17 protein-coding genes are annotated in these 19707 nt (G+C 43.2%); all 17 read right to left on the bottom strand.

The genetic code is table 11. The features are described from left to right. Window positions 1–25: 25 nt before the first annotated feature. The 17 genes from accA to rpsB all read right to left on the bottom strand — a co-directional run bounded on the left by accA (window position 26) and on the right by rpsB (window position 19557). Entirely contained in the window at window positions 26–985 is a 960-nt protein-coding gene (gene accA, locus AC3Z9T_RS15920) for an acetyl-CoA carboxylase carboxyl transferase subunit alpha (protein ID WP_490127067.1), read from the bottom strand. Between the two features lie 12 nt (window positions 986–997). Next, the gene (dnaE, locus tag AC3Z9T_RS15915) at window positions 998–4480 is read right to left on the bottom strand and encodes a DNA polymerase III subunit alpha (RefSeq protein ID WP_490127066.1); all 3483 of its coding nucleotides are present in this window, start codon (window positions 4478–4480) and stop codon (window positions 998–1000) included. Between the two features lie 11 nt (window positions 4481–4491). Further along, the gene (gene rnhB, locus AC3Z9T_RS15910; RefSeq protein WP_490127065.1) at window positions 4492–5085 is read right to left on the bottom strand and encodes a ribonuclease HII; all 594 of its coding nucleotides are present in this window, start codon (window positions 5083–5085) and stop codon (window positions 4492–4494) included. Beyond that, window positions 5085–6239 carry a lipid-A-disaccharide synthase gene (gene lpxB / locus AC3Z9T_RS15905; RefSeq protein WP_490127064.1) on the bottom strand — a complete coding sequence of 385 codons (1155 nt, stop codon included), beginning with the start codon at window positions 6237–6239 and terminating at the stop codon, window positions 5085–5087. Before lpxB ends, rnhB begins: the two co-directional genes overlap by 1 nt. A 97-nt stretch (window positions 6240–6336) precedes the next feature. Beyond that, on the bottom strand, window positions 6337–7134 hold the full coding sequence (lpxA, locus tag AC3Z9T_RS15900; protein ID WP_490127063.1) for an acyl-ACP--UDP-N-acetylglucosamine O-acyltransferase: 798 nt from the start codon (window positions 7132–7134) through the stop codon (window positions 6337–6339). Between the two features lies 1 nt (window position 7135). Further along, window positions 7136–7588, bottom strand: coding sequence for a 3-hydroxyacyl-ACP dehydratase FabZ (gene fabZ, locus AC3Z9T_RS15895; RefSeq protein WP_004916757.1), 453 nt, complete (start codon window positions 7586–7588; stop codon window positions 7136–7138). A gap of 130 nt (window positions 7589–7718) precedes the next feature. Then, window positions 7719–8756, bottom strand: a complete 1038-nt coding sequence (gene lpxD, locus AC3Z9T_RS15890) for a UDP-3-O-(3-hydroxymyristoyl)glucosamine N-acyltransferase (protein WP_490127062.1) — start codon at window positions 8754–8756, stop codon at window positions 7719–7721. 3 nt (window positions 8757–8759) lie between these two features. Then, the gene (gene skp / locus AC3Z9T_RS15885; protein ID WP_490127061.1) at window positions 8760–9254 is read right to left on the bottom strand and encodes a molecular chaperone Skp; all 495 of its coding nucleotides are present in this window, start codon (window positions 9252–9254) and stop codon (window positions 8760–8762) included. A 90-nt stretch (window positions 9255–9344) separates the two neighbouring features. Continuing rightward, a complete protein-coding gene (gene bamA, locus AC3Z9T_RS15880) occupies window positions 9345–11759 on the bottom strand; it encodes an outer membrane protein assembly factor BamA (RefSeq protein WP_490127060.1) in 2415 nt (804 codons plus the stop codon). A gap of 40 nt (window positions 11760–11799) precedes the next feature. Continuing rightward, window positions 11800–13152 carry a sigma E protease regulator RseP gene (gene rseP / locus AC3Z9T_RS15875; protein ID WP_490127059.1) on the bottom strand — a complete coding sequence of 451 codons (1353 nt, stop codon included), beginning with the start codon at window positions 13150–13152 and terminating at the stop codon, window positions 11800–11802. A gap of 16 nt (window positions 13153–13168) precedes the next feature. Then, window positions 13169–14032: a phosphatidate cytidylyltransferase gene (cdsA, locus tag AC3Z9T_RS15870; protein ID WP_490127058.1), complete on the bottom strand. Its 864-nt coding sequence runs from the start codon at window positions 14030–14032 to the stop codon at window positions 13169–13171. A gap of 12 nt (window positions 14033–14044) precedes the next feature. Then, entirely contained in the window at window positions 14045–14797 is a 753-nt protein-coding gene (uppS, locus tag AC3Z9T_RS15865) for a polyprenyl diphosphate synthase (protein WP_490127057.1), read from the bottom strand. Window positions 14798–14972: 175 nt separating this feature from the next. Next, a complete protein-coding gene (gene ispC, locus AC3Z9T_RS15860) occupies window positions 14973–16172 on the bottom strand; it encodes a 1-deoxy-D-xylulose-5-phosphate reductoisomerase (protein WP_490127056.1) in 1200 nt (399 codons plus the stop codon). Window positions 16173–16306: 134 nt separating this feature from the next. Beyond that, window positions 16307–16864: a ribosome recycling factor gene (frr, locus tag AC3Z9T_RS15855; RefSeq protein WP_070927346.1), complete on the bottom strand. Its 558-nt coding sequence runs from the start codon at window positions 16862–16864 to the stop codon at window positions 16307–16309. A gap of 108 nt (window positions 16865–16972) precedes the next feature. Continuing rightward, the gene (pyrH, locus tag AC3Z9T_RS15850) at window positions 16973–17701 is read right to left on the bottom strand and encodes a UMP kinase (RefSeq protein ID WP_490127055.1); all 729 of its coding nucleotides are present in this window, start codon (window positions 17699–17701) and stop codon (window positions 16973–16975) included. Between the two features lie 138 nt (window positions 17702–17839). Further along, window positions 17840–18691 (bottom strand): translation elongation factor Ts, encoded by an 852-nt coding sequence (gene tsf / locus AC3Z9T_RS15845; protein WP_490127054.1) that lies wholly within the window; start codon window positions 18689–18691, stop codon window positions 17840–17842. Window positions 18692–18831: 140 nt separating this feature from the next. Continuing rightward, entirely contained in the window at window positions 18832–19557 is a 726-nt protein-coding gene (gene rpsB, locus AC3Z9T_RS15840; protein WP_070927341.1) for a 30S ribosomal protein S2, read from the bottom strand. Window positions 19558–19707: the final 150 nt, after the last annotated feature.

The following is a 19707-nucleotide window of genomic DNA, read 5'->3' as shown; positions in this document are numbered from 1 at the left end:
CGTTTTTCCTTCACTAATCAGTAAATTAGCAGTAGCCATATTCCATCAAACGTTGGTAACGGCGATTTTTCAGTGCTTCTTTGTCAAGTTCGAGCAGCTCATCTAAATCTTCTACAAGACGCGCTTTTAGAGACGCAGCGATTTCATCATAATTACGATGTGCACCACCTAAAGGCTCAGTCACGACATTATCAATCAATTTCAATTCTTTCAGACGAGGTGCAGTGATCCCCATCGCTTCTGCAGCTAATGGTGCTTTATCTGCACTTTTCCAAAGGATAGAGGCGCAACCTTCTGGTGAAATAACTGAATAGGTGCTGTATTGCAACATATTGACTTTATCACCCACACCGATAGCTAATGCACCACCTGACCCACCTTCACCAATCACGGTACAAATAGTCGGAACAGATAAACGAGACATTTCACGTAGGTTGCGAGCTATCGCCTCTGATTGTCCACGCTCTTCTGCACCAACACCTGGGTATGCACCTGGCGTGTCGATAAACGTAATAATTGGTAGGTTGAAGCGCTCAGCCATTTCCATTAAACGTAGCGCTTTACGGTAGCCTTCTGGGGCTGGCATACCAAAGTTACGGCGAATTTTTTCTTTGGTTTCACGCCCTTTCTGATGACCTATAACCATAACTGGCTGGTCATTCAAACGCGCAATACCACCAATGATAGCTTTGTCATCGGCATAAGCGCGATCCCCCGCTAACTCCTGAAAATCAGTAAATATGCGAGAGATATAATCTAATGTATAAGGACGGCGTGGGTGACGAGCGAGTTTAGCAATTTGCCAAGCCCCCAGATCAGAGAAAATTTTACGTGTCAGCTCAAGGCTTTTTTCACGTAAACGAGCAACCTCATCATCTAGGTTGACTTCTAAATTGTTGTCTTGACGGCTAACTGCGGTCAGCGAATCAATTTTCGCTTCTAATTCAGCAATTGGCTGTTCAAAATCAAGAAAATCCAGACTCATAATATTCCTATTTTAGTCAAATTCTAATTCTACCTGCTCATTACCCAGCAGAGTTCGCAGAGAATTCAGAAGGGCATCAACGGGTGTTACACGCCAAATAACACCAAATTTAAGCTTGGCTCTGGCGTCATCCTTCTGATAATACAAATGAACCGGAATCGTTCCTGAACGATGGGGTTCAAGAGTGCTGCGAAGTCGGTTCAGTAACTGGTCGTTAATTTGTTTGTCTGACAGTGAAATAGCAAGTCCTCGTGCATATTTTTCCCTTGCTTCACTAATATCCATCAACTCCCGCACTGTCATTTTATTACCACCGTTGAAATCATCAAAGCTGACCTGACCGGTGGCAATCAGGATACTGTCTTTTTCCAGCAAGTGCTGGTATTTATCTAGTGCATCTGAAAATAGCATAATATCCAGACGACCGGAACGATCATCAAGCGTACAAATACCGATTCGATTGCCACGCTTAGTCGTAATGACTTTAGATGAAAGTACTAAACCTACCACAGTTGTCACTTGACCACGAGGGGTTGGGTTCACATCTTTTAATCTTAAACCGTTAGTATAGCGCTCAATCTCACTTAAGTATCGTGTTATTGGGTGCCCGGTTAAATAAAGCCCCAATGTTTCGCGTTCACCATCAAGTACGACTTGTTCAGGCCATTTTGGCACACTTGCATACGAACTTTCTACTTGTTCAGGTGCTTCAGCGAGTACACCAAACATATCAGCTTGCCCAATAGCTTCCGCTTTCGCATGTTGATCTGCCGCTTTTAATGCATCCTCAAGTGAAGACATCAGTGCTGCACGATGTGGACCTAGTTTATCAAATGCTCCCGCCATGATCAGTTTTTCCATCACACGGCGGTTGATTTTTTTGATATCGACTCTTGCGCAGAGATCAAAGATCTCTTTAAAAATCCCCCCTTTTTGGCGGGCTTCTATAATCGCTTCGATCGGGCCTTCACCAACCCCTTTAATTGCGCCAATACCATAAACTATTTCACCTTCATCATTAACGTGGAAATGATACTGACCACAATTAATATCTGGTGGTAACACTTTTAGCCCCATACGCCAGCACTCATCGACGAGACCAACCACTTTTTCAGTGTTATCCATGTCGGCGGTCATTACCGCCGCCATAAACTCTGCAGGGTAGTGTGCTTTAAGCCATAGTGTTTGATATGAAACCAAAGCATAGGCTGCTGAATGCGATTTGTTAAACCCATAACCGGCAAATTTCTCTACCAAGTCAAAGATTTTCATCGATAGTTCGCCATCAACACCATTTTTGATGGAGCCTTCTTCAAACACAGAACGCTGCTTCGCCATCTCCTCAGGTTTCTTTTTACCCATTGCACGGCGCAACATATCAGCGCCGCCTAATGTGTAGCCTGCAAGTACTTGAGCAATCTGCATAACCTGTTCTTGGTATAAGATAATGCCATATGTTGGCTCTAAAACAGGTTTCAATGATTCATGTTGCCATTGCACATCAGGGTATGAAATCTCTTCGCGCCCATGTTTACGGTCGATAAAGTTATCAACCATCCCTGATTGTAATGGACCAGGGCGGAACAGTGCTACCAATGCAATCATATCTTCAAAACAGTCAGGACGTAGTCGTTTGATCAGGTCTTTCATACCACGTGATTCCAACTGGAATACTGCGGTCGTTTCTGAACGTTGCAACATGTCAAAGCTTTTTTGGTCATGCAGTGGGATAGCAGCGATATCAATAGGCTCTAAATTTTTCTTAGCGCGCCTTGGGTTGATCATTTCTAACGCCCAGTTAATGATCGTCAGCGTACGCAACCCCAAAAAGTCAAACTTGACTAAACCTGCATATTCAACGTCGTTTTTGTCGAATTGAGTAACAGGGTTGTTCCCTTCAGCATCACAATACAGTGGCGCAAAATCAGTGATTTTGGTTGGCGCAATAACTACGCCCCCTGCGTGCTTACCCGCATTACGCGTGACCCCTTCAAGCTTACGCGCCATATCGATTAGCGCTTTAACTTCTTCATCAGCTTCATAGATTTCAGGAAGTTGAGGTTCCGCTTCAAATGCTTTATCCAGCGTCATCCCTGGATCAGGCGGAACGAGTTTAGAAATTCGATCCACAAAACCATATGGATGGCCTAGTACTCGCCCAACATCACGTATAACCGCTTTTGCCGCCATAGTACCAAAGGTAATGATCTGCGATACCGCATCACGACCATACATCTGTGCAACGTGATCAATCACCTGATCACGTTTTTCCATACAGAAGTCAACGTCAAAGTCAGGCATCGAAACACGTTCAGGATTCAAGAAACGTTCGAAAAGAAGATCAAACTCCAGCGGATCCAGATCGGTAATTTTCAGTGCATATGCGACTAAAGAACCCGCGCCAGAGCCGCGACCGGGCCCTACAGGTACACCGTTATCTTTTGACCATTGGATAAACTCCATCACGATCAAGAAGTAACCTGGAAAACCCATTTGGTTAATTACGTTTAGTTCAACCTCTAAACGCTCATCATATTCAGGCCGCCTTTCTGCACGAACTTTTTCATCAGGAAATAAAAACTCAAGACGCTCTTCGAGCCCCTCTTTGGAACGCATTACTAAGAAATCTTCCGTTTTCATATCCCCTGTTGGGAACTGAGGTAAGAAGTATTCCCCAAGACGAATGGTGACATTACAACGCTTAGCAATCTCTACACTGTTTTCAAGGGCTTCAGGGATGTCAGCGAATAATTCGCACATCTCTGCTTCAGTCCGTAAGTATTGCTGAGGGCTATAATTTTTAGGGCGCTTAGGATCTGATAACGTAAAACCATCATGAATAGCAACGCGGATCTCATGTGCTTCAAAATCACTGCTTTCAATAAAACATACGTCATTGGTCGCAACGACTGGCAAACCGCGCTGCGTAGCAAGCTCTACCGCAGCATGCAGATAGCTTTCTTCATCGGGCCTGCCCGTGCGTATTAATTCAAGATAATAACTATTAGGAAAATGGGTTTCATAGAATTCTAAGCACTCATCAACAAGCACTTGATTACCACGTAATAAAAACTGCCCAACATCCCCTTTCCGACCACCAGACAGTAAAATCAAACCTGCTTTGTGCTTAACTAACCAATCACGATGAATAGTCGGGCCTATCGCACCATAGCCCTTTTGGTAAGCTTCGGAAATTAACAACGTTAGGTTTTGATACCCTTCATTGTTACGTGCTAATACGGTAAGATGGGCGATCTCATCACCCAATTGCTCGCTTTCAACAAAGAAATCAGCACCAATGATTGGCTTAATACCTGAACTATGTGTGGCACCGTAGAACTTCACTAACCCGCAAAGGTTAGTAAAATCAGTAATAGCAAAAGCAGGCATGCCCATTGCTGCCACTTTTTTCACTAATGGGCCAGTTTTCGCCAGCCCATCAATCATGGAATAGTCGCTGTGAACGCGTAAGTGAATAAAACGAGGTTCAGCCATCTAATTTATACTCAGCCTTTCGCTTCTAATGCACGGCGCACTGGAGCAAAACTCGTACGATGAAATTTTGTTGCACCATGTTGTACCAATTTTTCTAGATGATATGCCGTTGGATAGCCTTTATGTTTTGCGAATCCATATTCAGGATAAGCTTTATCCAACTCTACCATCTCTCTATCTCTCACTACTTTAGCTAAAATCGATGCGGCACTAATTTCTTGCACTATGCTATCGCCTTTAACTACAGCTTGTGAAGGCATTGATAATTTAGGACAGCGGTTACCATCCACTAAAACAAAATCAGGTGTGATAGTTAAACCTGAAACCGCACGTTGCATGGCTAACATCGTGGCATGCAAGATATTGATTTCATCAATTTCTTCTGGCTCAGCTCGGCCAATGCACCAGCACAATGCTTTTTCTTGGATCTCAACAAATAATTGTTCTCGTTTTTTTTCTGTTAATTTTTTCGAGTCAGCCAACCCAATGATTGGCTTATTAGGATCCAAAATTACCGCTGCGGTAACAACAGCGCCAACAAGTGGGCCACGCCCAACTTCATCAACACCAGCAATTAAGTTGGCTTTTGGGTATATAAAGTCCATTAATTTCTAACCAAGTCCAAAACAGCATCAGCCGCTTGTTGATCTGCACCACAGCGGATCAACTGGTGAAGCTGTAAAAATGTGGCTTTTAGCTGCTCAACCTGTTCACCACCTTCTAATAGGGGCATTAGCTGCTGAGCTAATTTCTCAGGCTGACATTCTTCTTGCAGCAGTTCTTTAACAATTTCTTCCCCTGCTAGCAAATTAGGCAGTGACACATAAGGTGTTTTCACTAAGCGTTTTGCTAACCAAAAGGTAAAAGGCTTCATTCGATAACCAACCACCATTGGGCATTTTGCTAACATACATTCGAGTGCCGCAGTACCGGAAGCTAATAATGCCGCATCAGCAGCGATCATTGCATCCCTAGCTTGACCATCTAATAAATGAATTGTCAGCTCTGGGGCTACCTGCTGGCGGATAGCTTCAAACTGTTCACGCCGCTTTTGATTGACCAATGGTACAACGATATGCAGTTCAGCAAAATGTTGATTGAGGATTGTTGCGGTTTTTAAAAAGTCCGAACTCAACATTTCCACTTCTGAATGTCGACTTCCGGGTAAGATAGCTAAACATCTAGCATTTTCAGGTATGCCAAGGCGCTGTCTCGCAGCCAATTGGTCAACTTGAAGTGGTATTGCATCCGCCATCGTGTGCCCAATAAAACGACAAGGCACATTAAAGCGGTCATAGAATGCTTTTTCAAACGGTAAAAAGGCTAACACTAAATTTGTTGAACGCCCAATTTTAAATACCCGTTTTTGCCGCCACGCCCATACTGATGGACTAACGTAGTGAATGGTTTTTATGCCTTTTGATTTTAACCGCCCTTCGAGGGTGATATTAAAATCAGGTGCATCAATACCGACAAAAATGTCAGGTTGTAGTTGTGTGAAACGCTCAGTCAAATCTTTGCGGATAGACAGTAACCTAGGAAGCCGCCCTAAAACCTCAACAATCCCCATCACTGCAAGCTCTTCCATTTCATACCAAGCCTCGCAGCCTTCCGCTTGCATTAAAGGCCCTGCGACACCAACAAAACGTGCGTCAGGAACCTGTTCTTTTAATGCTTTGATAAGGCCTGCACCCAGTATATCGCCGGATGTTTCACCAGCGACAAGGCCAATAGTAAGTGGGCGATTATGATCCGCCAAAATTCTCTCCTTATATACTCCTCATACTTCAAGTTGCAGCGTTGTTGGCTGCACCCTGAATGATTTAAAGTATAGGCCCTGATTTCGCCATATTTAATTAGCGAATAATACCACGGTTAGATTCTGCTGAGTTTTCGAGGAAATCACTAAAGACTTTCACATGCGGGTTCGCAAGTGCCAGCTGAGCTATTTCGCTACGCGCTTCTTCCAGTGATTTTCCTGAACGGTAAAGCACTTTATAAGCATTGCGGATAGCATGGAGTGACTCTTTATCAAAGCCACGACGCTTCAGGCCCTCAATATTTAAGCCATAAGGTGTCGCATGGTTACCCTGAGCAATAACATAAGGTGGAACATCCTGTGCAACCCCAGAGCAACCGCCAACCATAACATGAGCGCCAATTTGACAAAATTGATGAACAGCCGTCATCCCACCAATAATTGCAAAGTCGCCTAGTGTGACATGCCCACCTAAGGTACCATTATTAGCAATGATACAGCGGTTACCAATAATACAATCATGAGCAATATGAGCATTGACCATCAATAAATTGTCATCACCCACTTTCGTCAAACCACCGCCTTGAGTTGTACCACGATGAATAGTTACACTTTCTCTAATACGGTTTCTATCACCGACTTCGACACGCGTAGGTTCACCTTGATATTTCAAGTCTTGGTTTGCTTCACCGACCGAAGCAAACTGGTAAATTACGTTATCACGGCCAATTTTTGTATGACCGTTGATAACAATGTGAGATTTGAGCTCAGTGCCTTCGCCTATTTCAACGTTAGCGCCAATATAACAAAAAGGGCCAATACGAACATTGGCACCGATAATAGCTCCATCTTCAACAATGGATGAGGGATGAATACAGGCTGTTTTGTCAATCATATCAGACCTCACGGCGACGGGCGCACATCATTTCTGCTTCGCAGGCCACTTCTCCATCAACTTTTGCAACACCTTTAAAACGCGCAACGCCACGACGTTCTTTAATGAACTCAACTTCGAGGATCATTTGATCTCCCGGTAACACAGGGCGTTTGAAGCGAGCATTATCGATCGCTGCAAAATAATACAGTTCACCTGGTTCCAATTTCCCTACGCTTTTAAACGCAAGAATACCTGTCGCTTGAGCCATCGCTTCCAGAATTAAAACGCCTGGAAAAATTGGCTTACCGGGAAAATGGCCTTGGAAAAATGGCTCGTTGAACGAGACGTTTTTTACTGCACGTAGGGATTTCCCTTTTTCGAAATCCAATACACGGTCAACCAAAAGGAACGGATAACGGTGCGGAAGCAGTTCTAAAATCTCTTCAATATTCAGAGTATGATTATCACTCATCGAAATACTCTTCCTGTCTATTAATACAATTTAATTAACGAATCGGCCTGCTTTAACCATGAAGTTAGGTTAACTAGCAGGCCGGAAAAACGTAACTCAGTTGGTTATTTTAACCTGAATTACAAAATGATTACTGATCTTTTTGAATTTTGCTATCTAATTCACGCTCAACTGTTTTCAAGCGCTTATTCATTTCATTGATATTTAACACTAAAGCGGCTGTTTTACGCCATGCTTTATTAGGCTGTAAAGGTATACCGGAAGAGTATACACCAGGCTCAGTAATTGGTCTCATGACCATCCCCATACCGGTGACGGTTACCTTATCGCAAATTTCCATATGGCCATTAATTACACTCGCGCCACCAATCATACAATAACGACCAATTTTTAAACTTCCTGCCATGATAACTCCACCAGCAACGGCAGTGCCTTCGCCGATGGTTACGTTGTGTGCTATCTGACATTGGTTATCAATAATAACATTACTACCAATAACCGTATTATCTAAAGCGCCGCGATCGATAGTAGTGCATGCACCAATCTCTACGCAATCACCAATAATGACTGTACCAAGTTGGGGAATTTTGACCCACTTGCCACGATCATTCGCGTATCCGAAACCATCAGAACCAATAACAGTACCTGATTGGATCAAACAGTGCTCACCGATTTCAACATGGTGGTAGATGCTAACATTTGCCCATAAGCGGCTACCCGCGCCAATACGCGTGTTTTTACCAACAAAACAACCAGCTCCGATAACAACGTTATCGCCTAGCACAACACCACTTTCAATCACTGCATTTGCGCCAACAGCAACATTACAACCTAATACTGCATCATCGGCAATTACAGCGGACGCATGGATATTTTCTGCAGGACTTGGAGTCGTATCCATAATTTGAGCCATACGTGCATAAGCAAGATATGGATTATCCACAACCAAAGCGGCGACTTTACAAGCCTCTAGATCTTTCGCTGTTAGGACAACTGCTGCAGCCTGACATTCTGCTAATTTGTCGCTATAACGGCTATCAGACAGAAATGTAATTTGTTGATTGTTTGCTGAATACATCGGAGCAATACCGGTGATGACTATATCGCCATCACCGTGTAACTGTGCATTCAACTGCTGAGCAAGGTCAGCTAATCGAATTGAAGACATCTATTATTTAACCTGTTTTTGAACCTGACTAGTGATGTCAATACTATCTTTTGCATAAGCAACTGCGTTTGCGTCGATAACAACATCATAGCCTTCTTTGGCTGCGACAGATTTAATAGAATCCTGAATACGGCTGAGGATTTTGTTGCGCTCTTCCATTTGACGGCGACGGTTGTCTTCTTCAAATTTCTGTGCTTTTTCAGCAAACTGATCACGCTTAGTCATCAGCTCTTTTTCTTGCTTTTCACGATCGCTTTGCTTCATTGTTGCACCATCACGGCGCAGTTTTTCTACGCGTGACTGGAGATCTTTTTCCAAGTTCTGCAACTCTGTCGCACGGCTCTTGAATTCGTTCTCAAGCTGTTTAGCAACGGCTTCGCGTGCTGGCATATTTTGGAAAATTTCCCCAACGTTCACAACAGCAACTTTATCTGCGTAAGCACCTGCAGACATCGCTAAAGCCAAGCTCACACCCGCTGCACACAACAATTTTTTCACACGAAACTCCTTAACCCATATTTATGGCTGGAAATTTTGGTTACCCCCACGTTATATGTGGGGGTTTTCCTTAGATAGACACGATCTAGATTACCATGTTCTACCGATATTGAATTGGAACTGTTCTGATTTATCGCCTTCGTAGTCCTTAATTGGCTGCGCATAGGAGAAGACCAGAGGCCCAAGTGGCGACATCCATTGTAAAGCGACACCCGCAGATGCACGGATATTAGTTGCTTTACCATAGTCAGGCATGCCTGCACGCCATGCTGGATCAATGCTGTTCCAGTTGGTATCCCATACAGTACCCGCATCAACAAACAGTGATGTACGTACTGCGTTGGAGTATTTCTCATCGATAAATGGTGTAGGGGTAATCAGCTCAAATGATGCAGTATACATCGCATTACCACCGACCGCATCACTTGATGGGCTACCCGGTTCAGGACCAACCGTACCGTTCACATTCTTCAAATAAACGGCTTTCGGACCAATATTATTCGAACGGAAACCACGAATGGTACTTGAACCACCTGCATAGAAGTTCTCATAGAATGGCATTTGCTTACCGCCAATACCATCACCATAGCCTGCTTGCGCTCGACCTAAAATCACCCAAGTTTCATCTTCATTAATTGGGTAGTACTGAGCCGTATCAAAACGCAGCTTATAGTATTCGTTATCAGAACCCGGAACCGTCACTTTACCAGACAGGTTAGTTTTATTACCTGACGTTGGGAAGAAACCACGGTTCAATGAATTATAGGTCCAACCCACGTTAACCGTGAAGTCATCCGCATTAAACTTCTCTTTATTGCGACCGTCGTCATTAATTGGAGGTCTATCCCCCATTGAATAGAGGTAATCCCACATCGCAGCTTGAGGGCGCATATCAGAAAGTGAGTTATGAACATAACCCGCACCAACGCGGAAGGAGTTATTTTCATTGAATGGGAAGCTTAGGAAGCTATCTAAACCATAAGTTTTGTTGGTATAGCCAGACAAATCGGCATCTTTCGCACGGAAGTCGCTATAGAAAATACGACCACCCAAGCTCACGCCGTTAACGGTAAAGTATGGGTCAGTAAATGACATCTCAACGTTGGTTGAGTAATCGTTTTTACTTGCGTTAATACCAACCGCATTACCTGTACCTAACCAGTTATCTTGTGTGACACCAACTTGGAAACTTACGCCACTTTCAGTACCGAAACCAACACCAAAGTTCATTGAACCGGTATTACGTTCTTTAACCTTGTAAACCACATCAACTTGGTCAGGACTACCCGGCACACGCTGAGTTTCTACATCAACAGTTTCAAAGAAACCTGTACGATTAAGACGCTCTTTGCCTAGCTCAACCAAATCATTACCCAGCCAAGCCCCTTCCATTTGGCGCATTTCGCGACGCAAGACGGTATCTTTACTGGTGTCATTACCTTGGAAACGAATTTGACGCACATAGAAACGATTACCTGCATCAATATTGACGTGCAGTTTCACTGTTTTGTCTTGATCGTTAATTTCAGGCTGAGTCATTACGCGTGGGTAGGCATAACCATATCGACCAAGAAGGTCTTTAATTTTGTTTTCCATACTCGTCACTTGAGTGCCGTTATATAGTTCACCCGGAGTGATGGTAATGAGTTCTTGAATTTCAGTGAGATGATCCGCCGTATTACCATTAACCTCGACGCCGGAGATCTTATATTGATCGCCTTCAGTCACATTAATCGTAATGTAGATATCTTTTTTATCTGGCGTCAAACTGACCTGAGTAGAGTCAATATTGAAGCGAGCATAACCACGGTCAAGATAGAAGCTACGGAGGGTTTCTAAGTCACCAGCCAGTTTTTGTTTTTGATATTTTTGGTCTGCTGCTAAGTTCCACCATGGCACATCATCGCGTAATTGGAATTTATTCACCAATTCCGCTGTCGTGTAATTTTTGTTACCGACCACGTTGATCTGCTGAATTTTTGCAGAAACGCCTTCAGAGAACACAAATTTTAAATCAACACGATTACGAGGTAGTGGCGTAGCAACTGCTTTTACTGTCGCATTGTATTTACCAACACTATAGTAAAAATCTTCTAGACCTTTCTCTATGTTCGCGATTGTCGTGCGGTCAAGGGCTTCACCAACACGAATATTTGATGCTTCCAAGTTTTGTTTGAGCATATCGTCTTTAACAGATTTATTACCTGTAAAAGTGATACTCGCGATGGTTGGCCGCTCCTTAACTTGAACGATCAGCGTGTTTCCATCACGCAGGACCCTAACATCTTCGAAGTTACCAGTAGAGAATAGGGAACGAATTGAACGACTAATATCGTCGTTATCAATTGAATCACCTACCCTTACAGGCATGTTCAATAATGCTGCACCAACGGCGACGCGTTGTAGACCTTCGAAACGAATGTCTTTAACTACGAATCCGTCTGAACCGTATGCAGTGGCGCTGCCGAAAAGCAGCGACGCTATGAGCAACTTTTTCATCGCCATCGTTGTTATGCGTATTCCTTACTGGTCCCAAGCTTACTTATTAGAAGCGAGAGAAATCATTAAAAAGTGCAAGCCCCATTAACAGAATCAATGCCATTGCACCTATCCGATAACTAAAGTCTTGTACTCGCTCAGACACTGGACTTCCTTTAATTTTTTCAATTAATAAGAAGAGCAAGTGCCCCCCATCTAATACAGGCAATGGAAACAAATTGATAATGCCCAAATTCACGCTTATCAGCGCGATGAACATCAAATAATATACCAAGCCTGACTCTGCCGATACCCCCGCGCCTTTAGCGATCGAGATCGGCCCACTCAAGTTGTTAAGTTTGACATCCCCAACAACTAATTTACCCATCATATTCACGGTCAGCTTCATTAACTGCCATGTCTTATCGCTAGCTTGGTAAAATGCAGAAAATGGCCCATATTGCTGCACCATTTTATATTCATCCGCTAACGGTAACACTGAAAGTTCGACTCCCGCAATTCCAATTTGCTCTCCACCTTTCCCTTTTTGACTATCTGGTGTCAATGTGAGCGAAATGAGCTGATTGTCTCTTTCAACGCCTAATTTTAATGGCTGATTCGGACTCTGACGAATAAACCGCGTAACAGGGTTCCATAGATCAACGACATCCCCGTTCACGCTAACAATCCTATCCCCTGCTTGTAAACCCGCTCGCTCGCCAGCAAGCCCCGGTGAAACTTTTGAAATAACGGGCTCCACCCTCGCCGAAACTGGCATGATACCAATAGAAAGCACAGGATCTTGCTTTTCAGGATCAAACTGCCAAGTTGTTAAATCAACAGTTTTAGTGATTGGCTCATTAAATCCTTGAGGCAACACTTCAGCGGTTAATTGGCGATCGCCAATTTTGCCCACTAATGCTAAACGAATCGAATTCCAATCAGGCGTTTCGATGCCATCAATTGACTTTAGTTCCATTCCTGGCAAAAAATTTGCCTCAGCCACTACTGAACCTGCTTTCACATCTTCAATAATTGGGCGAACGGAAGGAACTCCAATCATAAATACCAACCAGTAGACAACAATTGCTAATAAAAAGTTCGCAATTGGCCCTGCACTAATAATTGCAGCACGTTGCCCAATGGTTTTATTATTAAAAGCCAGATGGCGTCGTTCAGGAGCCACATCCCCTACACGCTCATCCAACATTTTGACATAGCCGCCCAACGGGATCATGGCGATAACAAATTCAGTCCCTTGACGGTCAACTTTACGCCATAACGTTTTCCCAAAACCGATAGAAAAACGTTCAACGTAGACACCACAACGGCGAGCGACCCAAAAATGGCCAAATTCATGCACGGTAATTAACACGCCAATAGCGATGATAAATGCCGCCAAACTCCAAAAAAATCCCATGTCCTATCCTAGCGCCTTACAGACCGAAGCCATGAAAAACTAATAAATTCAGGCCAGCGAATACAGGTATTGCAGCTGTTAGACTATCGATTCTGTCAAGAATTCCACCGTGACCAGGAATTAAATGACTACTGTCCTTGATCCCTGACTGACGCTTAAACATACTTTCAGTCAAATCACCGAATACAGATACTACAACAACAATAATTGATGTAACCAGCAAATAATCAGGCATAACAGGGATTGGCGCAAATAAACTAAATAGCCAAGAAATAATACCAGCAGTGATCAAGCCACCCACTAACCCTTCCCAAGTTTTACCAGGGGACACCTTTGGTGCCATCTTATGGCGCCCCATAGTACGACCAAAGGCATAAGCTCCTGAATCAGCGCCCCATACTAATAACATGACATACAACAGCCACCAAGCACCAAAGAAAGTATCAGTATGATAACCAATCGTTCTTAGCACCATCATGCCACAATAGAAAGGGATAATAGTCAATACACCAAACAGTATACGAACAATTGCTGATTGCCCCCATGCTTGTGCAGATTGTGGATAGGTTACAACTAACAAAATTGCCACTACCCACCAGATAAGCCCTGCCCATAAGCCATATAAAATCATGGGCTCACTTGCCAGCGTGGTCATATCAGCAAAAGAAAATTGCATTGCCAGTAGCACAACAGCAAAAATCACAGCGAGCGCAACTCGTTTAGCTTGAGCTTGCCACCCAGCAAACTGTGCCCATTCCCATGCCCCAAGCGCACATACAGCAATGACAACATAACCAAATGCAGCTGGTGAAAGCAGAAAAAGCGCGGCAATAACCAGTGGAATTAATATAATTGCTGTAATTAAACGATATTTCAGCACAATTTACCCCTTTTACTTAACGAGCTCATCATCTGACTCAGCCCCACCATAACGCCGCTCGCGTTGACTAAAAGCATCAATTGCGTTCTGAAACACCATTTCATCAAAATCTGGCCACAGTACATTGGTGAAATAGAATTCGGCATAAGCAACCTGCCATAATAAAAAGTTACTGATGCGGTGTTCACCACCAGTTCTAATAACCAAATCAACGTCTTCTTGTTCATGCATACAGACATAATCATTAATTGACTCTTCATTAATATCATCGATGGTCAACTCACCATTTTGTACGCGCTTAAAAACCTGTTTTACACTATTTGCAATGTCCCAACGACCGCCATAGTTTGCTGCGATATTTAACCTCAAACCCGTATTGTTTGCAGTAAGTTCTTCTGCTTTTTGAATACGTTTTTGAAGGCGTTCACTAAATCGACCAATGTCACCGATAATTTGTAGTTTTACATTATTCTTATGTAGATTTTTCACTTCATTATCGAGTGCAAACACGAATAACTCCATTAGGGAGCTAACTTCTTTTTCTGGTCTTCTCCAGTTCTCACTACTAAAAGCATATAACGTTAGTGAGCCGATGTTATTTTTAACTGAAAAACGTACAGCATTACGCACAGACTCAACGCCAGCCTTATGCCCAGTTATTCTTAATTTCCCTCTCTGCTTTGCCCATCGCCCGTTGCCATCCATAATAATAGCAACATGTTTTGGCAGCCCTGAGTTGGAGAGATTTTCACCACTAGAGTTCATTAAATATTAATCCTTGTATGCATAGCGTTGAGAATTCAGCATAATCATACCTGTTATTTTTGAATTTGCTGATAAGACACGTCCTTAATTCTGCGCTAAATACTGATATTATGTTTTTATGCGCCTGACATATTAAAGAGTTATGATGCCTATCAGCAACTAAATAAATCACATACTAGACCGAAAAAGTCTGTTTGATTAATTGTGCAGCTTCACATCGTGCCTGATTATCGATGTCTAAGACCTCATCAATAGAAACTGGTTCAGGTAAATGCAGTTTTTCTAATATTGCAAGATTGATTTTCGCAATATCGGTAAAACGTACTTTTCCTTCCAAAAATGCGGCGACAGATATTTCATTAGCCGCATTTAAAACTGTTGTTGCTGCCTGACCTTGATGACAAGCATCAATGGCAAGCTTCAAACAAGGGTAGCGCTGATAATCAGGCTGAACAAATGTTAATGATGACAATTTTGAAAAGTCGAGAGGCTCAACCCCCGAAGAAATACGTTGTGGATAAGCCATGCTATAAGAGATTGGTGTGCACATATCAGGCGTACCGAGCTGCGCAATCACACTCCCATCACGGTAACGCACCATTGAATGGATCACCGATTGGGGATGCACAATCACTTCCATTTGCTGTTGATCAGCATTAAAGAAATAACAAGCCTCAATATATTCAAGACCTTTATTCATCATAGTTGCTGAATCAACGGAAATTTTACGTCCCATCGACCAATTAGGATGATTACAAGCTTCATCTGGAGTCACATTATCAAGATAAGATAATGGCGTTTCTCTGAACGGGCCGCCTGAGCCAGTCAAAATAATACTCGAAATACCCGAAGCGGATAGATCGGCAAAACCTAGATTTAACTGAATAATTTCAGGCAAACTTTGGAAAATGGCATTATGTTCGCTATCAATCGGAAAAACCGAGGCGCCATGCTCACGAATCGCATTAAAGAATAGTCGACCACTGGTGATCAGTGACTCTTTATTCGCTAATAAAATTCGTTTCCCTTTGCGAATTGCAGCCAATGTAGGGAGTAAACCAGCAACACCGGTGATTGCAGACATAACTTGATCAACATCATCAAGGCCAGCAAGTTGAATAGCGGCTTCACGACCAGACAGAATTTCAGTTTTACAATTACTTCCGGCCAAAATCACACGCAATTCTTGAGCAGAGTTTTCATCAGCCATCGAAGCATACTGTGGTTGAAACTCAAGACATTGCTTTGCCAATTCAGCAACATTCCGACCTGCCACTAAAGCAATCACTTTAAATTTATCGGGATTATTTCTTACAACAGAAAGTGTACTAGTACCAATTGAACCTGTAGAACCCAGAATAGTAAGACGTTTCATGATGCGGATGCTCTGTATTTATTCAATACTGAGATTATATCAGCTTGATCGATAAGAAAGGATGCTTATTAGAATATTTGATATGAGAGAATAAAACCATCAAAGACAGTCCTTTGATGGTTTTATTGGATGGATTAAAACTCCATCAGCTCAGCTTCTTTTTGAGCCAAAGCGTCATCAACTTTTTTGATGAAGTTATCAGTCAATTTCTGAATATCATCTTGTGAACGGCGCTCATCATCTTCACTGATTTCTTTATCTTTCAGTAATGCTTTTACTTTATCGTTAGCATCACGGCGAACGTTACGAACAGCAATACGACCTTGTTCAGCTTCAGCGCGAACAACTTTGATCAGATCTTTACGACGCTCTTCAGTCAGTGGTGGAAGTGGAACACGAATAACCGTACCCGCTGATGATGGGTTCAGACCGAGATCAGAAGCCATGATTGCTTTTTCGATTGCAGGTGACATTGAACGGTCAAATACAGAAATAGCTAGTGTACGCGCATCTTCAACAGTCACGTTTGCTAATTGACGTAAAGGTGTTGCTGAGCCATAGTAATCTACCATGATACCATCAAGCAGGCTTGGAGATGCACGGCCAGTACGAACTTTACTGATTTGATTTTTCAGTGCTTCGACGCTCTTTTCCATGCGGTCTTGAGCATCTTTTTTGATTTCATTGATCACGTTTTCAACCCTTAAAAACTGGTTATTAAAGGCCGCAATGCAGCCTCGCTTAAACTTTCTGAATTTACGTTAGATAATACAATTAAACTCAGCCGATGTCTCTGAGTATTAATTGTGAGAAATCAGAGTTCCTTCATTTTCGCCCATGACAACGCGACGTAAAGCACCAGGCTTATTCATATTGAAAACACGGATAGGCAGATTATGGTCACGCGCTAGCGTGAACGCAGCCAAGTCCATCACTTTCAATTCGCGCTCAAGAACGTCTTGATAATTTAATGTTTCATAAAGCACAGCATCAGGATCTTTTGCAGGATCCGCTGAATACACACCATCAACTTTTGTTGCTTTCAATACAACATCCGCTTCGATCTCAATGCCACGTAAACACGCAGCAGAGTCAGTTGTAAAGAATGGATTCCCTGTTCCTGCAGAAAAAATTACAACGCGGCCATGACGTAACAGACTGATAGCTTCAGCCCAGCTATAGTTATCACACACGCCGTTGAGTGGAATAGCAGACATTAGTCTTGCATTCACATAAGCACGATGCAACGCATCACGCATGGCTAGCCCGTTCATTACAGTTGCCAGCATCCCCATATGGTCACCGACCACACGGTTCATACCCGCTTGTGCCAAACCAGCGCCACGAAACAGGTTACCACCACCAATAACTACACCGACCTGTATACCCAGTTCTATGAGTTCTTTGATTTCCTGAGCCATACGATCTAAAACGCTAGCATCGATTCCAAAACCTTCTGCGCCTTGTAAGGCTTCGCCACTGAGCTTAAGCAGGATACGCTGATAAACGGGTTTTGCATTGGTTGCCATGGTGTTCTGTCCTACACAGATAATTTATTGGGGTAACACACGCAGAATGCATAAAAGCGATTTCTACGTACCTTAATTTTTGGGATATGCTAATTAAAACAGAGCCGCCAATTGGCGGCTCCTTGTAAAGCTGAAAACTTACTTACTCATTGCAGCAACTTCTGCTGCAAAGTCAGTTTCAACTTTCTCGATACCTTCACCCACTTCGAAACGGATAAAGTTAGTAACTTTCGCATTTTTCTCTTTCAGCAGATCACCAACAGATTTGCTTGGATCCATAACGAAAGGCTGGCCAGTCAGAGAGATTTCGCCAGTGAATTTGTTCATGCGGCCAGTAACCATTTTTTCCGCGATTTCGCGTGGTTTACCAGATTGCATCGCGATGTCTAACTGGATTTGGTGCTCATGAGCAACAACATCAGCAGGTACATCATCAGGAGTAACATATTCAGGCTTGCTTGCAGCGATGTGCATAGCAACGTGCTTCAGAGTTTCTTCGTCTGCGCCTTCAGCTGCAACTAAAACACCGATACGAGCGCCGTGCAGGTAGCTACCTACTTGTGCGCCTTCAAGGATTGCAACACGACGGATGTTGATGTTTTCGCCGATTTTAGCAACCAAAGCAGTACGAGTTTCTTCAAATTTTGCTTTCAGTGCTTCGATATCCGCATTTTTATCAGCAACAACTGAAGCCATAACTTCTTTACCAAATGCTAGGAAGCCAGCATCTTTAGCAACGAAGTCAGTTTCACAGTTCAGTTCGATCAGTGCGCCAGTTTTGCCATCAGCAAAAACTTCTGCAAGGATAACACCTTCAGCAGCAACACGGCCTGCTTTTTTAGCCGCTTTAGCCTGACCTGATTTACGCATGTTGTCGATAGCTAATTCGATATCACCATTCGCTTCAACAAGTGCTTTTTTACATTCCATCATACCTGCGCCAGTACGTTCGCGCAGTTCTTTTACCAATGCAGCGGTAATTCCAGACATGTGATTTATTCCTCGATATACCTTGCGGGAGAATCCCCCCAAGGATAATTCTGATTCAGATAGATAAAAGGGGCCACAAAGGCCCCCTTCTAACCATATAGCAATACCTGGTTAATAAGGGCTCTACTGAGCAGGCCTTATTATTCAGCTTCTACTAAGCTTTCTTCTGCTTGTACAGCCAGATCTTGAGAACGACCTTCACGAACAGTAGTTGCTACAGCGCCCAGATACAATTTGATTGCACGGATTGCGTCGTCGTTACCAGGGATAACGAAGTCGATACCGTCTGGATCAGAGTTAGTATCAACGACAGCAAATACTGGGATACCCAGGTTGTTTGCTTCTTTGATAGCGATATGTTCGTGTTCTGCATCGATAACGAACAGAGCGTCAGGTAAACCGCCCATATCTTTGATACCGCCTAAGCTGTTTTCTAACTTACCAAGTTCACGAGTACGCATCAGCGCTTCTTTCTTGGTCAGTTTGTCGAAAGTACCGTCTTGAGACTGAACTTCCAGATCTTTCAGGCGTTTGATTGACTGACGAACCGTTTTCCAGTTAGTCAGCATACCGCCTAACCAGCGATGGTTAACGAAATACTGGTCACAGCTGTTAGCAGCTTCTTGAACGGCTTCGCTTGCTGCACGTTTAGTACCAACAAACAGAATCTTGCCTTTACGAGAAGCAATTTTAGTCAACTCAGCCAGAGCTTCGTTGAACATTGGAACAGTTTTTTCCAGGTTGATGATATGTACTTTGTTACGAGCGCCGAAAATGAAAGGTTTCATTTTAGGGTTCCAGTAACGAGTCTGGTGACCAAAGTGTACGCCCGCTTGTAGCATATCGCGCATGGAAACAGTTGCCATTTAATACCTCTGTATTTAAGTAATTGGGGTTATGCCTCCACAGATCCCATAACACCGACTCTAAAGCTGCGCCTAAACGCATAAGAGCACCCCGGTGCATGTGTCGACCTGTGTGTGTTATACACAATTGAGTTTAGTTTAAGCTTACCC

The sequence above is a fragment of the Providencia sp. 6390 genome, assembly GCF_058148425.1.
The sequence above is the reverse complement of the archived record's forward strand: the minus strand, read 5'-3'. Positions and strand labels throughout refer to the sequence as shown.

Coding starts and splice junctions, on each gene's coding strand:
- pyrH (WP_490127055.1), bottom strand. CDS start 17,701: ATGGCAACCAATGCAAAACCCGTTTATCAGCGTATCCTGCTTAAGCTC.
- fabZ (WP_004916757.1), bottom strand. CDS start 7,588: ATGAGTGATAATCATACTCTGAATATTGAAGAGATTTTAGAACTGCTT.
- lpxA (WP_490127063.1), bottom strand. CDS start 7,134: ATGATTGACAAAACAGCCTGTATTCATCCCTCATCCATTGTTGAAGAT.
- uppS (WP_490127057.1), bottom strand. CDS start 14,797: ATGAACTCTAGTGGTGAAAATCTCTCCAACTCAGGGCTGCCAAAACAT.
- rnhB (WP_490127065.1), bottom strand. CDS start 5,085: ATGGACTTTATATACCCAAAAGCCAACTTAATTGCTGGTGTTGATGAA.
- bamA (WP_490127060.1), bottom strand. CDS start 11,759: ATGGCGATGAAAAAGTTGCTCATAGCGTCGCTGCTTTTCGGCAGCGCC.
- lpxD (WP_490127062.1), bottom strand. CDS start 8,756: ATGTCTTCAATTCGATTAGCTGACCTTGCTCAGCAGTTGAATGCACAG.
- dnaE (WP_490127066.1), bottom strand. CDS start 4,480: ATGGCTGAACCTCGTTTTATTCACTTACGCGTTCACAGCGACTATTCC.
- rpsB (WP_070927341.1), bottom strand. CDS start 19,557: ATGGCAACTGTTTCCATGCGCGATATGCTACAAGCGGGCGTACACTTT.
- ispC (WP_490127056.1), bottom strand. CDS start 16,172: ATGAAACGTCTTACTATTCTGGGTTCTACAGGTTCAATTGGTACTAGT.
- tsf (WP_490127054.1), bottom strand. CDS start 18,691: ATGTCTGGAATTACCGCTGCATTGGTAAAAGAACTGCGCGAACGTACT.
- rseP (WP_490127059.1), bottom strand. CDS start 13,152: ATGGGATTTTTTTGGAGTTTGGCGGCATTTATCATCGCTATTGGCGTG.
- accA (WP_490127067.1), bottom strand. CDS start 985: ATGAGTCTGGATTTTCTTGATTTTGAACAGCCAATTGCTGAATTAGAA.